This is a genomic window from Erysipelothrix aquatica (assembly GCF_009828775.2).
Taxonomy (GTDB): domain Bacteria; phylum Bacillota_I; class Bacilli_A; order Erysipelotrichales; family Erysipelotrichaceae; genus Erysipelothrix; species Erysipelothrix aquatica.
On record NZ_WTSY02000027.1, the window covers coordinates 1 to 14,602 of the forward strand.

The 14,602-nt window shown below is 35.1% G+C and carries 25 protein-coding genes; 18 read left to right on the forward strand and 7 right to left on the reverse strand.

From position 1 onward, the window contains the following. The 4 genes from GVV20_RS07810 to GVV20_RS07825 form a co-directional block, all read right to left on the reverse strand. Positions 1–266 (reverse strand): hypothetical protein (locus tag GVV20_RS07810; RefSeq protein WP_250690181.1); only part of this gene is annotated, 266 nt, incomplete at its 3' end. Between the two features lie 110 nt (positions 267–376). Further along, positions 377–742, reverse strand: coding sequence for a PH domain-containing protein (locus GVV20_RS07815; protein WP_159740726.1), 366 nt, complete (start codon positions 740–742; stop codon positions 377–379). Between the two features lie 50 nt (positions 743–792). Continuing rightward, positions 793–1,065 carry a hypothetical protein gene (locus tag GVV20_RS07820; RefSeq protein ID WP_159740727.1) on the reverse strand — a complete coding sequence of 91 codons (273 nt, stop codon included), beginning with the start codon at positions 1,063–1,065 and terminating at the stop codon, positions 793–795. 21 nt (positions 1,066–1,086) lie between these two features. After that, on the reverse strand, positions 1,087–1,503 hold the full coding sequence (locus GVV20_RS07825; protein WP_159740728.1) for a helix-turn-helix domain-containing protein: 417 nt from the start codon (positions 1,501–1,503) through the stop codon (positions 1,087–1,089). Between the two features lie 161 nt (positions 1,504–1,664). Here GVV20_RS07825 and GVV20_RS07830 point away from each other — a divergent pair, with 161 nt between their 5' ends. The 7 genes from GVV20_RS07830 to GVV20_RS07855 all read left to right on the forward strand — a co-directional run bounded on the left by GVV20_RS07830 (position 1,665) and on the right by GVV20_RS07855 (position 4,995). After that, positions 1,665–1,868, forward strand: a complete 204-nt coding sequence (locus GVV20_RS07830) for a helix-turn-helix domain-containing protein (protein ID WP_159740729.1) — start codon at positions 1,665–1,667, stop codon at positions 1,866–1,868. 39 nt (positions 1,869–1,907) lie between these two features. Further along, the gene (locus GVV20_RS07835; RefSeq protein ID WP_159740730.1) at positions 1,908–2,186 is read left to right on the forward strand and encodes a hypothetical protein; all 279 of its coding nucleotides are present in this window, start codon (positions 1,908–1,910) and stop codon (positions 2,184–2,186) included. Then, positions 2,183–2,941 carry a phage antirepressor KilAC domain-containing protein gene (locus GVV20_RS07840; protein WP_159740731.1) on the forward strand — a complete coding sequence of 253 codons (759 nt, stop codon included), beginning with the start codon at positions 2,183–2,185 and terminating at the stop codon, positions 2,939–2,941. The genes GVV20_RS07835 and GVV20_RS07840 overlap by 4 nt, the downstream gene beginning before the upstream one ends. Further along, positions 2,934–3,116 (forward strand): hypothetical protein, encoded by a 183-nt coding sequence (locus GVV20_RS07845; protein WP_159740732.1) that lies wholly within the window; start codon positions 2,934–2,936, stop codon positions 3,114–3,116. Before GVV20_RS07840 ends, GVV20_RS07845 begins: the two co-directional genes overlap by 8 nt. A gap of 320 nt (positions 3,117–3,436) precedes the next feature. Then, entirely contained in the window at positions 3,437–3,559 is a 123-nt protein-coding gene (locus GVV20_RS10635) for a hypothetical protein (RefSeq protein WP_268891078.1), read from the forward strand. Then, positions 3,549–4,058 (forward strand): glucosaminidase domain-containing protein, encoded by a 510-nt coding sequence (locus tag GVV20_RS07850; protein WP_159740733.1) that lies wholly within the window; start codon positions 3,549–3,551, stop codon positions 4,056–4,058. Before GVV20_RS10635 ends, GVV20_RS07850 begins: the two co-directional genes overlap by 11 nt. Before the next feature lie 16 nt (positions 4,059–4,074). Further along, positions 4,075–4,995, forward strand: coding sequence for a tyrosine-type recombinase/integrase (locus tag GVV20_RS07855; RefSeq protein ID WP_159740734.1), 921 nt, complete (start codon positions 4,075–4,077; stop codon positions 4,993–4,995). A gap of 26 nt (positions 4,996–5,021) precedes the next feature. Here the strand turns inward: GVV20_RS07855 and GVV20_RS07860 are convergent, their stop codons facing one another. Beyond that, on the reverse strand, positions 5,022–5,714 hold the full coding sequence (locus GVV20_RS07860) for a DUF3800 domain-containing protein (RefSeq protein ID WP_159740735.1): 693 nt from the start codon (positions 5,712–5,714) through the stop codon (positions 5,022–5,024). Between the two features lie 293 nt (positions 5,715–6,007). Between GVV20_RS07860 and GVV20_RS07865 the strand changes: the two genes are divergently transcribed. Genes GVV20_RS07865 through GVV20_RS07885 form a run of 5 tightly spaced genes read left to right on the forward strand, consistent with a single transcriptional unit; the run spans position 6,008 to position 8,641 of the window. After that, complete coding sequence (locus GVV20_RS07865; RefSeq protein ID WP_159740736.1) at positions 6,008–6,181, forward strand: hypothetical protein; 174 nt, start codon at positions 6,008–6,010, stop codon at positions 6,179–6,181. After that, positions 6,178–6,951 (forward strand): hypothetical protein, encoded by a 774-nt coding sequence (locus GVV20_RS07870; protein ID WP_159740737.1) that lies wholly within the window; start codon positions 6,178–6,180, stop codon positions 6,949–6,951. The genes GVV20_RS07865 and GVV20_RS07870 overlap by 4 nt, the downstream gene beginning before the upstream one ends. Continuing rightward, positions 6,914–7,780: an nSTAND3 domain-containing NTPase gene (locus GVV20_RS07875; RefSeq protein WP_159812698.1), complete on the forward strand. Its 867-nt coding sequence runs from the start codon at positions 6,914–6,916 to the stop codon at positions 7,778–7,780. Before GVV20_RS07870 ends, GVV20_RS07875 begins: the two co-directional genes overlap by 38 nt. Further along, positions 7,777–8,037, forward strand: a complete 261-nt coding sequence (locus GVV20_RS07880; protein WP_159740739.1) for a hypothetical protein — start codon at positions 7,777–7,779, stop codon at positions 8,035–8,037. Before GVV20_RS07875 ends, GVV20_RS07880 begins: the two co-directional genes overlap by 4 nt. Then, positions 8,027–8,641, forward strand: coding sequence for an HNH endonuclease signature motif containing protein (locus GVV20_RS07885; RefSeq protein ID WP_159740740.1), 615 nt, complete (start codon positions 8,027–8,029; stop codon positions 8,639–8,641). Before GVV20_RS07880 ends, GVV20_RS07885 begins: the two co-directional genes overlap by 11 nt. 84 nt (positions 8,642–8,725) lie before the next feature. Here the strand turns inward: GVV20_RS07885 and GVV20_RS07890 are convergent, their stop codons facing one another. Beyond that, the gene (locus tag GVV20_RS07890) at positions 8,726–9,028 is read right to left on the reverse strand and encodes a hypothetical protein (RefSeq protein WP_159740741.1); all 303 of its coding nucleotides are present in this window, start codon (positions 9,026–9,028) and stop codon (positions 8,726–8,728) included. Positions 9,029–10,013: 985 nt separating this feature from the next. On the opposite strand from GVV20_RS07890, the gene GVV20_RS07895 reads away from it, so the two are divergent. Continuing rightward, a complete protein-coding gene (locus tag GVV20_RS07895; protein ID WP_159740742.1) occupies positions 10,014–10,214 on the forward strand; it encodes a hypothetical protein in 201 nt (66 codons plus the stop codon). Between the two features lie 19 nt (positions 10,215–10,233). Here the strand turns inward: GVV20_RS07895 and GVV20_RS07900 are convergent, their stop codons facing one another. After that, positions 10,234–10,881: a CatA-like O-acetyltransferase gene (locus GVV20_RS07900; RefSeq protein WP_159740743.1), complete on the reverse strand. Its 648-nt coding sequence runs from the start codon at positions 10,879–10,881 to the stop codon at positions 10,234–10,236. A 178-nt stretch (positions 10,882–11,059) separates the two neighbouring features. Here GVV20_RS07900 and GVV20_RS07905 point away from each other — a divergent pair, with 178 nt between their 5' ends. The 5 genes from GVV20_RS07905 (at position 11,060) to GVV20_RS07925 (ending at position 14,583) form a co-directional block, all read left to right on the forward strand. After that, positions 11,060–11,350 (forward strand): hypothetical protein, encoded by a 291-nt coding sequence (locus GVV20_RS07905; RefSeq protein WP_159740744.1) that lies wholly within the window; start codon positions 11,060–11,062, stop codon positions 11,348–11,350. 113 nt (positions 11,351–11,463) lie between these two features. Further along, positions 11,464–11,967 carry a hypothetical protein gene (locus GVV20_RS07910; protein ID WP_159740745.1) on the forward strand — a complete coding sequence of 168 codons (504 nt, stop codon included), beginning with the start codon at positions 11,464–11,466 and terminating at the stop codon, positions 11,965–11,967. A 231-nt stretch (positions 11,968–12,198) separates the two neighbouring features. Further along, positions 12,199–12,546, forward strand: coding sequence for an HNH endonuclease (locus GVV20_RS07915; protein ID WP_159740746.1), 348 nt, complete (start codon positions 12,199–12,201; stop codon positions 12,544–12,546). A gap of 206 nt (positions 12,547–12,752) precedes the next feature. Next, complete coding sequence (locus GVV20_RS07920; protein WP_201287512.1) at positions 12,753–13,901, forward strand: phage portal protein; 1,149 nt, start codon at positions 12,753–12,755, stop codon at positions 13,899–13,901. Beyond that, complete coding sequence (locus GVV20_RS07925; RefSeq protein ID WP_159740748.1) at positions 13,894–14,583, forward strand: hypothetical protein; 690 nt, start codon at positions 13,894–13,896, stop codon at positions 14,581–14,583. Before GVV20_RS07920 ends, GVV20_RS07925 begins: the two co-directional genes overlap by 8 nt. Positions 14,584–14,602 lie beyond the last annotated feature (19 nt).

Sequence of the window (14,602 nt, forward strand, 5' to 3'; positions counted from 1 at the left end):
GTATTAGCATAGTATAATTTTTCATTATAGGTTTTATTGGATATTCTCATTTTTACTGAGAGTAAATAAGAATCAAATACTTCTTGATATGTTATAGAATCTCTCTCATGGGTATCGCTTTTGACTTGTCGTCTAAAATCAACTTCAAAATTCCTCGCTTCACTTTTTGTGTCGAAAAGCTTTTCTTTTGTTCGTACAGAACCTTCATCATCTCTATAATTAATTTTAGCTTTCCATCTACCAGAGTTTGTTTTTGTCACTGCCATTGCTATTTACCTCCATTTTTTGTAAAATTAAGGTACAACAAAAGGGAATCTGCGCGATTCTTAGTTGTACTTAGCACCCTGCTCGAACAGGGTGCTTTTAATTTCTAACTTTAATCTAGAATTGCTCTACCCAATATCTCTTCAAATTCTCTAATATCACATTTCGGAGAGACTTTTAGTTTCATATGCCCAGCTTTAGTCCATAATTCAAGCTCTGCATTTACATCAAATAGTTTACCTGCGTTTTCAGTTGACCACATATCAATAGAGCGAAATGGTAATGAATAAATTTCAACTTTTTTCCCAGTTAGGCCTTGTGCATCCCTTACAATTAATCTTTTATTGGTTATTGCTGCTAGATCCCGAATCGTTTTATAACAATGAATAATTTCTTCACCTTCGACAAGCATGTTCAACAAGTCCTGAGTTGGTTCTGCTTTCGACATAAATGTCCACATTAACATCTGATCTGCCATTTTTTTCTCCTCTGCCGTTAGGCCCGTATCTGCGTTTATGCATTTGATACCTATACAAAAACTAATTTCATTACCTTTGTTAGTGAATCAACTTCTCTTTCAACTGAAAGTATATCTTCTGTGTTACACGAGAAGTGGTTTTTCATTACATGAATAACTTCATGAACAGTAGTTTCTTGAAGTTGAAATCTATCAAATCTATTATTTAGAATCACATTAAAATATAATCCATCAAAGTAACAAAACCCTCTAATGTTTGTCCCCATATTTTCTTTTATGCTAATTACAATATTATTAATACTGCAAAAATCTTCGAAACTCACGCACATGCCTCCTATTTGATATTAATCAAGACCTCTCTCTTTTCTGATACCACTTATGATGGTTAAGACCATCTCTAAATCATCTGGAGTAAGATCTTGAGTTTTATCGAATAGTAGCTGTAAGCTTTCGCTATTATATATATCATTGTATATATGAAGTAGCTCAGGCTTATCTTCTAAGTGTTTCAAGTTAGCTTGGTGATCGCCGTAGGTGTTTTTAGATTCCAGATCGTCTTGTTCATCCCAACCTAATAGAAACTCCGCATCTACATTTAACGCGCGTGCAATTACTTTAAGACGATCTAATGGTATCATTCCTGTATCTGAAAGATACCTATGAAGTGTTGTCTTCGGTATATCTGATTCGTTTGCAAGGTCTCCAAGTGACCAACCCTTTCGATTCAGTAGCTCTTTAATTCTTTTTTCTGTAGTGGTCATAACAACCTCCTAATTTAATTTATAAGGATAGTATACTTCTTATGTTCCGAATTTGCAACACAACATTGTGAAATCGACGAAATTCGTTCCGAATATGGTTGACACAATTGAATTAAATTGTTAATATCTGTTTGTACCAAATATGGAACGGAGGTTAATAGATGATAGACAGTAAAAGAATTAAGGTCAGGATGATAGAACTGGATATTTCTCAAAGGGAACTCGCAAGAAGTACAGGTGTTGGCTTGAATCACATAAACGAAGTTATCAATAACAAGGTTAGTCCTCGTCTTGAACTAGTAGATAAAATTTCGATTGCCCTAAATCTGGGACTATTAGAAAAAAGAGAAATTTTTTTACCATAACTGTTCCGAATATGGAACGATAAAATAGGGAGAAACCCGATGACAAGTAAAGAACGAGCATACAGAATCATGCTAGAGGATCCAACTCAATTTGTATCCAAAACAACTATCAAACATTTTATTGGGGCTTCAAATGAAGATGTAATTAACAACATCTTTAATGAATGCAAACGAATTGAACGTTTGAAAACTCCAAAAGAGTTTGATGCAAGACCAACTAAGGTTCAGAAGAAATTAGTGTTTAAAGTTACAGGTATTGATTATAATTTCGCCTTGAAACAATACCTTGCAGATCAAGATAGAAAGGAATCCTTATGAATGCATTACAAGTAATTAAAGAAACAGAAATATTAAATAAAAACTTCAAAATTTATGGAAACACAGATAATCCACTTTTTTTAGCAAAAGATATTGCGGAATGGATCGAATATGATTTATCAAGCGTAAACAAATTAATGAATGTGGTTGACGAAGATGAAAAGGTACGGAAGAATGTTCCGACCCTTGGAGGAATGCAGGAAGCATGGTTCTTAACTGAGGATGGCCTCTACGAAGTATTGATGCAATCTCGCAAACCTATTGCAAAACAGTTTAAGAAGCAGATTAAGAAAATACTTAAAGATATTAGGCTATACGGAAAATATGAGGTGCCACAAACATATTCGGATGCTTTAATGCTTGCAGCGAATCAACAAAAACTAATTGATATGCAAAATCAATTAATCGGTGAATATAAGCCTAAAGTCAACTATATGGACCGCATTTTAAAATCGAAGTCATTGGTAACCATTACGCAGATTGCTAAAGACTATGGAATGAGTGGACAAGCATTGAATAAGTTACTACATAAACTAGGTGTTCAGTTCAAACAATCGGATCAATGGCTCTTATATCAAAAACACCAAGCGAAAGGATATACCCATTCCGAAACAGTTGTAATTGAAGATGCAATTTGCTTAGAGAGAACAGTTATGAATACTAAGTGGACACAAAAAGGGCGTTTATTCCTATATGACTTATTAAAAGATAACAATGTATTACCAATAATAGAACAGGAGAATAACAATGAGTAAAGAAGTATTGCTAAAAGAGGCAACAAGGAATCAATTAATAACAGAATTAAAATCGCGTGAATCAATAACGTCATACGCGGTATTACAAGGAAACGGTGCGACAATCAAAAACGTTTCAGGAAAAATCTCGGTTAGCGGCGAAGCATATATCTTTGTAATCGAACCTAACAAATAAAAAGTTATCTGCTGTAACAGATAACTAATCATTACTAGCCTTTATGACAAGGTTTACAACAAAAATAACAACCATCGAAGTTATATTTACCGGTCTTTGAGGTAGCTCTTGTTATTGCATTTTTGCAATTGTCCTCGTAACCAATATATTCTCGATTCAGCACGGCAGGCATAAATTCACAAGATTCAACATGTACCTCATGGTTCCCACGATTGTCGGTATTCTTGTTGAAGTAATAATGTTTAAGCATTTTATCACATCCCTTCTATAAGGGAATGTTAACACATTATTAAGTATGTATCTATAAAGGAGGAAATAACATGATTAACGCAATGATATCGGTGTCTACCGTAATGGTAACAATACAAGCAGGATCTACACTGCTACTTGCATATGTAGTCATTAAATGGCTCAAAGAGGTGTGGTCAAACGATGAAGCATAAAAAAAGAACACTTATCACGATTGCCGTCCTGGTAGTGTTCCTAGAATCTACTGCTTGTGTTAGTAGTTCTTCTAAATTATCTCATGAAGAACAAGTAATCACAAGTTCAATCGTTAAAGAACCTACTTTAATCGCACCACAACAAGAATTAGAAGAAGTTGAAGCAACAACTGTCGATTACCAATTTGAAGCTCTAGTGAATGCTACATTCAACCTAGAAACAGGATATGGAACAAGTGACCTATGGGTCTACAACAATAATGCAGGTGGTTATAAATGCAACGGATCCACAAACGAACAATGTACCCTGGATAACTACCGAATATTTGATTCTAAATATGAAAGCATCTTGGCACTGCGCGAATTATTAACAGATTATGTCAATACCTATGGATATGACTTACAAGCAATACGAAGTCGTTATTGCGAGAACTGTGGTGAAGAGGACTTAGATACTTTCACTGAACTATATTACAAAGAATTGGAGGCTTTGACATGAGAATGGAGGAACCTTAATGGTCAAGAAAAACAAAAACTTAAATAAAAACTCTAAACGAGCATTCTTGCAGGCTCAACTTGAAGCAATCCAAAAGGAACTAGATGAAGTACCGGAACTAACTAAAGAAGATTTATTGGAATACTTAGAGAGTTATCCTAAATCATTGCGTGAAAGCGAGTTTGCAGATAGCACCATAAAGGTCTACATGCGGGGTGCTAAGAAGTTAATTAACGGATACTCAAGTTCTGATGATTTCATGAGTAAAGATGACTTAATTCAACTGAAGCAAGATTTGCTCGAAGAATATGAAGCAGTATCAACAATCAATTCATACATAACTTCGGTTAATCGGTTTCTATTTTATTGTGATCTGGGTGATTTGAAAATCTCTAAGGTCAAAAGTCAAAACGACAACACGCTTCCGCATCGTATCTATGAACACGAATACAAAAGAATGTGGATGAAAGCAAAAGCATTAGCAAATATGAACTTATACTTTGCCATTCGGATAATGGGCGAAACTGGAGTACGTGTCAATGAACTTCCAAGCTTTACAGTTGCTGCAGTTAAGAATAACTATGTATCGGTTGATAACAAGGGTAAAGTGCGTAGAGTTCCATTACCAGGACCTCTAGGGCGTGAAATAAGAACATTCACCAAGGCATTGGATAAAGATGTCGATAAGGTTGTTAATCTCGAATACAGGCAAATCTATGATGGTTTAAAAGTGGTTGCCGGTATGTGCAAAATAAATAAAAAGAAAGTTAAACCGCATGCATTTAGACATTACTTCGGTTTCAACTTTGTAAATAAAAAAGGCGAGCTTAAACTCGCGCAATTGAGTGATATCCTTGGACACTCAAGTGTTGAAACAACACGAGTTTACACAAGAGGAACATTAGAAGATTATTTAAAATCAATGGAGGATATAAGGTGAATTAAAAGTTTTATTTAGTAGATAGTTTAGGGGTGCTTTGAACAACAAAAATGATTTAAAGTCGGAACTCTCCCGGAATGATTATATTCGTAAAATGACTTATTGGCTACAATGTCGCTGGCTCTTACCAACAAAGTATTAGCTGAATTGCATAGAGTTAGATTGACTGATGAGCCTTTTACCAAAATAGGTTCAAAGAATTTCTGATAGTTATAATTGAAAGAACCGTCAATCAGTTCTGCTGAAATAGCCTCTTTTAACTCATATTTACCGCTAGTTGCTGTAGTGTGTTCATCGAAAAAAATATGAACATTTATAGGTTTTGAAAGATCAACATGGTTGTGATTTCCAGCAGATTGTAATGTAGATTTTATAGTTCTTTTTAATGCATAGTCTAAGAATCTTTGCTTATGCTTTTTGTGAGAGAGAATATCTCTATTAACTCTCTTGCTGTCAATGATGCACGAAAAACGTTGAAATCCATTTAGACTTCTGTACAGTTCACCTTTCAATTTAGGCGTTAAACCATACGATTTTAGTTCATCAGTTTGTGCTAATCCTGTTCTTGATTTGATTGATTTTTCTACAGAAGAATACTTTCGAGCAGCATTGTTCTTTTCTTGAGTTGAAAAGAATACATATCCCGCATAAATGAAGTACCGTGTATTATTATCACCAAAAACCCCTGAGTCATCAATGTAAAAAAAAACATTTTGCATAGATATTTCCTCCATAAAAAAAACCGCACTGGGCGGTTTCCCTCATGGCTGGTGCCGGAATACGACACTTAAACGGTTATTCAGTCCCATGAGTAGACAGTGTGATTTCCACCTGTGCTTACATCTTACAGTGTTAACGAATTGTTGTCAACAATATCAATCCAAATTACAAAAACTATGAATTACTAAAATACATATTAAATGGCAGTAGGAGTGCTTAAAACGATAATTTGGAAATTACAAATAATATACAGGTTATCTAACGAGAAAAACAAAGAAAAGGAGTGATAAATATGTATCTATTAGTTGATGTTACAACTGGAAAAGTTGTGGCTTCAGGTTCAATTCCTGAAATAGAAAAAGAAACTCAAATACATAGAACTCGATTGCATTGGTCATATGCGATGAATGAAAAAATTATTGACGGCCAATTTAAATTGATTAGAAAAGCGATTGAATTTAAATGATTGAACGTAACGGATATATAAAAGTTCATCGTAAAATGATGAACTCAGATGTATTCACAGACTCCAACAAAATGAAGTTATGGATGATCTGTTTATTCAACGCTGCTTATGAACAAACTAGTCAATTAATCAATGGTGAAAAAGTAACATTGAATGCTGGTGAATTTGTTACTGGTAGGTTTGTTCTTGAAGAACAATTTAATAAAGGTGTAAAGAAAGCAAATCGAGTTTCGGGAATTACGTTAATGAGAATGCTTAAATCGTTTGCGAGTTCTCAAATGTTGAACATCAAAACAACTAACAAATATACACTTGTGACTGTGTTAAATTGGAGCGATTATCAAGACAGTGAACAACAAAGTGACATCAAAGTGACATCAAACCGACATCAACCTGACACAAAGAAGAAATATAAGAAATATAAAGAATTAAATAATAAAGATATAGTTCGTATTTTTGATCATTGGAACTCTAAGAAAATTAGAGTGCATCGAACGATGGACGATAAACTTACAAACCAAATTCAAATTCAAATTGATGAACTCGGTAGTGAACAAATTATTATGGCCATTGATACATATGATGCAATCATAAAATCAAAAGAGTACTACTTCGATTATAAGTGGTCACTAATTGATTTCCTCAAAAGAGGAATATCCAAATTTACTGACGAAGAAGTAGCAAAATCAAACTACAAAAGTGGAACAAATGGTTTGGACAGAAAGGAAAAGTATGCAGAAGATAGCACAGAAGGAATTGGATACACTTAGTATCCAGAACGACTACGAAGTTAAATGCAAAATTTGTAATGACAAAGGATTCGTAGTAACTACTAAGGAAGATGCAGAACTTGTTGAAGAAAGAGAAGAAATCATTACAACAATTATTGATGGACCAGACGGCACTACGAAAAAGAAACATACACCGACAGGAGTTTTTAATAAGGTGTATACAAAAAAGTGCATTTGCAAGGTCAAAAGCGACTACATGTATAGGTTGACGGCAGGGGGAATGTCAAATTTTATCAATCATTCTTTCAATAACTTCATTACGAAATTTAAGTGGCAGGAGATCTTCCTCAATTCAGCAAAAGATTTCCGAAAGGATCCTACTCAATTATTTTTCATAAGTGGAATAGCAGGGAGCGGTAAAACACGCTTGTGCTCGACTTTAGCGAATTACCTTGTCTATAAAGGTTATTCCCCTGAATACCTCTTATGGGAGCGAGAAATGGCGGAGGCGACTGATAACTATCGAGCCATTGACTTCAAAAAGTTTAGCATGTGGTCATCGATACCATTGTTATACATTGATGATTTTCTAAAATGTATGGATAACGACATAAATAAACTTACTGACCTAGAGAAACGTACTGCGCGTGCAATCATAAATGCCAGGTACAATAACCCAAAATTGATAACAATCATCAGTACAGAGCTTACAGATGTGCAATTAGAGCGAATTGACAGGTCGTTGTTCAGTAGATTAAAAGAAATGGCAACATCGAAGTACTTACACTTTATGGATCCTAAAGATACAAGTAGAGATATAAGGCATTTGAAATTTATTGGCGAATGGCCAACGGAGGAAATAAAATGAGTAAAAATACAAAAACAACACTAAATGATCTAAACGAATACCTATTTGGAACACTGGATGCACTTTCAAATGAAGATTTAGAAGGAGAGTCGCTTGAAAGAGAAATAAAGCGAGCTAAACAAATAAACGAGGTTGGTAAGACCATCGTTGATAATGCACGTGTTGTCCTAGATGCACACAAACACAAGGATGAGTATGGGTACGGTAACAGAAACACCAAACTTCCAGGAATTCTAGCGATAGATCATGAAGAATAAAAATAAATATAGAAGTGAAGTAGTTGATTTTATACGTAATAATGTAAAAAAACTTACGACGAAAGAGATTGCTGCACTTGCATCAGATTACTTTTGCGAGGAATACACTGTGTCACAGATTGCCAATGCAAAGCTTAGGTACAACATTAAGACAGGGGAGCGTCGAGGAACTTTCATGAAGGGACATGTACCCTTAAATAAAGGTACGAAAGGAATGTTCAATGTTGGAGGCAACAAAACTAGTTTCAAAAAGGGGCAAGAATCCACAAATAAGAGACCCATTGGTTCAGAAAGAATCGATAAAGACGGATATATTATGATCAAGGTTAGTGATGAAAGATATAGCTATAAGAACTGGAAGCCAAAGCATCGAGTAGTTTGGGAATCTGTCAACGGTCCGGTACCCAAAGGTCATAGGATTATTTTCCTTGATCGAGACAAGCAAAATATATCGATTGAAAATCTTATGCTTGTTACTTACGGAACCTCGGCCGTTATGAGTAAGAAAAATTTATTTCACTCTGAACCAGAGGTAACCAAGTCCGGAGCATTAATATCAAGCATTGAGATTCTGACGAATAAAAAGAGTAAGTTAATCGATTAGAAACTATAAAAAATAAGAACACTCTTTCAGCCTTTGTATACAGGTTGTGACGAGTGTCCCGTGAAATAATGAAATTGAACTGTACTAAACTAATTTGAAGAGTAATCTAACTAACCCAAGGAAATAGAAAACCAAAATAATAAAAATAGGAATTGAGAGGAGTGTTTTCACAATTAGATTCAAAACTGGAGATTCAGTCAATAAGTCTAAGTAATTGGTTAAATCACGGCAAATCAATATCACAACGATTGTAGCAGATGAAATCGTTAATAGGAATAATAACCCTGTTAAAAAATCTACATGAATGTATGCAGATGCAAATAGCAAAACATGAAGAATAAATGCAAGAATTGATAACGTGAATTTGTTAAATGCCTGCCTAGCCATCTAATTACCACCTCAGTCTATGCATAAACAATAGCAAATAAGTAAGGGGAATGGAAGGAGTCAAAATAGTTAAAACTATCAAAAAGTAAAAACACTCAAACGTCCATTGTGTAAAGACTGTAATGAGTGTTCTGTAAATGAAAATAACATGCAGGTTATCTGCATAAGAAAGAGAGAAATTATTCATGAAAAGAAAACGTCTATCAGCATTATCCCTAAGTAAAATCGCATTATGCATATCGTTAGTAGCATTTGTTATTAGCGTAGTACGACTGATATTACGATTGCTATGATAGCCAAAACAATTGAAATGATCGAGTAAACTCTCGTTTCAATTGAATCCTTTCTCCCGTCTTCAATCATCTTTTGTTGAAATCCCACAAGGCTAGAAAGATGATTAATTGTTTCGGACTGCTTATTTATCATTTCGGTTTGTTTGTTAACGACTTCGCTCTGCTTCTCGATAGTTACTCGAATAAGTTCATTCATTCCGCTTGATTCTTTAAGGTCCCTTGTCTCTATTTCGTTAGGAATAACGAAGAAATCGCTCTCGGTAAACGAATTTAATTCGCTTAAATCTGGTGATACTATCTTTGCTATTTTCGGGATACTCGATTTAATTGCATCTTGTAATTTCTTTATTTGATCATTGGAGATAGGTCATCATCCTTTCTTAGTAAAATAATTGTAACATATAAAATACTAAAAACTATCCAACTAAGAAATATCAATCTTAGTCACTCTATAAAGGCTTTGAGTAGTATTTGCGAATTTCAAATAAGATACAGGTTATCTACCTGTTAGAAAGAGCCAATATGATAAAAAAAGCAATTAAGAAACTAAAGTGCGATCACAGAAATATTAAGTATATCGGTAAGAATAAGAAATCAGTAAAGCAATTCAAATGTATACAGTGCGGAACTGTTGGTAGCTCAGACATAGCAGCAAATTACAAATCTAAGTTAGTCGAACGGAGTATTGAAAAATGACACATAAATACAAAGGACAAAAAGTTAAACTTCATGGAATATTTCAACACTCATATGTAATTCGCCCATCAATATCAATGGGTGGCCACAATGGAGGTCAAATGGCTTGTCCAGTTGCTGTGATTGAATATGAAAATGGAGATATCAAACAAATACAAGATATTCATGAATTGAAAGGATTGAGTGACAAAGAATAAAAAAAAGTGCTTTTGGCACTTACAGTTTCTTATGAGCGAATGAATCAATCACAGTTTCAAGATTTTTGATAAATTTACCTAGGTGGTATCCGTCAGTCACTGCATGATTAACCTGGATTGATAACGGAATTGTTACTCTATCATCATTCTTCGATAATTTACCGAAGGTGAATATCGGGAGTAGGTATCCATGACCTTTCGGAAGATGAAGTGAAAATGATGTAAAATCAACCCAAGGAATCATTGAAATATTGAACGAATTGATTGGCTTATTCGACTGAGGCGACATTTCCAAGCTTGAATTGTGTTCGGCTATTATTTCATTCATTGAGGAATCGAAGTCCAAAATTGACTCTTGAAATTCGCTCCAAAGCTCCATAAAAGTTTCATTCTCACTGTTTAGTACAGTGAATGATGGTTGAAGATTGTCAAAAAGAATCAATTGATCATCCATCAGGCTATAGCGAAATTCATCAATACTGTTTACTGCAGCAGTAAGAGACCAAACGAGTGAACTATAAAGCTTAATATTATTGGCTTTTGAAAAAGTGTATAGATAGGTTATATCGAGTTGGATTACTGAAGAGAAAGAACATGGAACATTATTCATATATGATTCATACCATTGTTTTCTCTTCCATTCATTTATATTTATAGTTGTGTACATATTTCCTCCAAGTGTTTTCAAAAGAAAGTATAACACAACATCGTAATAAAGATTGAAAAGGTATATTTATAAAACAATCATTTGAACCGCTTAAATAGCGGCACAAACTACATTATTAAAATTCAAGAAAAGATATACGTATTCTTGAATATCTAAAACAAAGAAAAGAGGACGAATTATGAAAGTTTTAATCGGAAATGCAATCATTGAAAAAGAAAGAATCGAAAGAGTTTCTATTGATAGACGATACAGTTTCTTCGGATTTAAGTATGTAGATGTTGATGTATTGATAAAACGCACATTACCTCAAAACGCATTAATTTCCGCTCCTAGATTCGATTACGAAACAATTACTGTTGCAACCTTCAGGGGTAGACACCAAGAAGAAAAGGTATCGAAACTAATTGAAGAAATATACATGATAATCAATCGAGACGAAACGATTGAAGGTGACTATCAATGTTCTTAATTAAAGAAATTCTTGTCGGTTCTGCTGCAATTCTACTGATCTTAGTCATCTGGTTAACAATCTTCAGACTTGTGAAGTCAACTTTCTTTAATAACAATAAGCAAGGTTGAATTATGAACGGAAATCCTACGACTGACACAAAGATATTTGTTAGAAGATTATCGCTGCTTCACTTTTATGAAGAGGAAGTCAAAAGATTTAATGATGAACTTCAACATTTAGAAAAAAGCATATCTACTGCATCTACATCAAATTCTTGGGGAGTATCAGTTCCATATGGCGAAAGTGAGATCATAGATGGCAAAAAGGTCTTGATTAAGTACAGAAATGAATTTCTTCCTGTAACTAGAAATGGATATCATCAACCAAACCAAGACATACTTTGGAGAATGGAAGAACTTGAAACAATGATTACGCAGTATGAAACTGAAATAAACTACATTAAAGATATACTGGACATCTGCTCCGAAACAGTAAGCAAAGCAGTAGTGAGGTATTACTTAGAAGATGAAACGTGGCAAAATATCGCTGATTCGATTCCTATAAATAGGTCGGCCCTTGAGAGGAAAATCGAAAGAGAATTAAAGCACGCTTTAAAAGGGGCAATCGCCCCCTAAAAGCCGTGATATACTTCTAGTATCAGAAATTGTCCATGAAGGACAAACTGAACCGATTGAAAAATATCGGTACTAGAAAACTATATTCGATGCCATCCTATCCACACAGTAGCGAGTATAGTTTTGTGGTTAAGCCACACACGTGCCAGTATTCATATTTCCTTCTACCTAAGCTCCGCTAGTCCAGTGGAGCTTTTGTATTGTAGTAATTCGAATTAAGCGGAGGTATCAATGAGAAACAATGAAAGAGCAGATCATAAAGGAGCCCACCGCGCTGCTTATGAAAGAAATCGTAAAAGAATTTTAATAACACAAAGAGTTTGTGGAATATGCGGCAAGCCTGTCGATCGCTCAATTAAATCGCCAAATCCCTTGGCGCCGTGTATCGACCACATTATTCCAATATCAAAAGGCGGTCACCCTTCTGATATCGAGAACCTACAACTCGCACACTGGACCTGTAACAGACAGAAATCAGATAAACTTTTTAAAAATAACGAACCAAAAGAAAAGGTTATCTTAGGTAACAGGAACCTACCATTGAGCAGAGATTGGACAAAATATAGAAGCAAACTTTGAACAGAACTCTGAAATAGATAGGGGGGTACCCACCTCCCTATCGCTTCATTCGGACTACACTGTCTCACTGTACAAATATTCTCACGGCAAAACACGTGTTTTTTTTGGAAAGGATTAATATGGAAAATTATCGAGGAATTGATTATTTAAGAATTAAACTAAACAAGCATTCGAGAAGAATACGGCTTAGATACAAGCAATATGACATGAAAAAAGTTGACATATCACCAGGTATTACAATACCGATTGCATTGAGGGCGCAGTATAATTCTGTGCTCGGATGGTGCACGAAATCTGTCGATAATTTGGCAGATAGACTCATCTTTCGAGAGTTTTCGAACGATAATTTTAAAATAAATGAGATTTTTTCAATGAATAACCCTGATGTTTTCTTCGATAGTGCAGTTTTATCTGCTCTAATCGCATCCTGTTGTTTTGTATATATTTCAGATGATGGAACGGGATATCCCCGACTTCAAATTATTGAAGCGGATAAGGCAACTGGAGTTATTGATCCTATAACCGGTTTATTGTCGGAAGGATACGCTGTGTTGCAAACAGATCAATACAGCAAACCAGTAATTGAAGCCTATTTTACTCCAGAATATACAGAGATATTCAAAAATGGAGTATCGGATAAAAAAATAGACAATCCTACACCATACCCGTTACTCGTTCCAATCATTCACCGACCAGATGCCGTAAGACCGTTTGGTCGTTCTAGAATTTCTCGAGCAAGCATGGATATACAGAAAAAAGCGAAACGGACATTAGAACGTGCAGAAGTTAGTGCTGAATTCTATTCATTTCCGCAAAAATATGTAGTGGGAACAAGCCCGACAGCTGATCCTTTCGAAACATGGAAAGCAACAATTTCATCAATGCTGGAGTTCACAAAAGATGAAGATGGAGACTCTCCAAAACTTGGACAATTCACGCAACAATCAATGAGTCCATATACAGAACAATTAAGAATGAATGCTTCATTATTCTCGGGCGAAACAGGACTTAGTCTTGATGATTTAGGTTTTGTGTCTGATAACCCTTCTAGCGCAGAAGCGATTAAAGCATCTCACGAGAATTTGAGAATGATGGCGAGAAAAGCTCAAAGAACATTCGGGAGTGGATTCCTCAATGTCGGATACCTTGCAGTGTGCATGCGTGATAAGCAGACATACGAACGAAAAGAATTTTATAAAACAAAAGCAAAATGGGAACCAATTTTCGAACCGGATGCTACGACTTTCGGGTTAATTGGAGATGCTGCATCTAAGATTAATATTGCTGTTCCGGGGTTCATTGATGAAGAGATACTAAGAGACCATCTTGGATTAGGGGGTAAAAAGGATGAATGACATTGCTCCTGATTTACTAAAAAAGTTAAAAAAATATTTCGCCGAGAAATACAATAACGATCCAGAAATCAAGAGAATACTTAATCTTGAAAACCTAAGTTATGCAGATGCAAACAATTTTGCGATCAGAGTGGGTGAGATCTTGGCAAATACATATCAAGAATTGTTGACTCCAGTAACTCTTCCAGATGGTCGAATGTATTGGAATATTGCGGAACGAATAATCGAACCAACGATGAAGCATAATTTTGATATAATCAGTAAGTTTACTTCTCGCGTTCAATCCTACTTAAACAAAGAAGCGGGATTAGGACTCAAAGCAATCAAACCACAGTTGAATGAGGACCGAATAAAGGGAATACTGGAACGACTCGCAGCAGAAGAACTATACGCTGACATTAAGTGGATATTGAATGAGCCAATCGTGAACTTTTCACAGAGTATTGTTGATGACAGTATTAAAGCAAATGCCGAATTTCACGCACGTGCAGGTTTAAAGCCTAAAGTAGTTAGGGTTTTGGACGGAACAGGTTGCGAATGGTGTAGAAGCCTTGCGGGTGAATATTCATATCCAAATGTACCGAGTGATGTTTACCGTAGACATGAAAAATGCAGGTGCACCGTTGAATACAAAACCGGAGACGGGCGAATTCAAAACGTTCATTCAAGAAAGTGGATTTAGTATTTTTTAGAAAGGAATG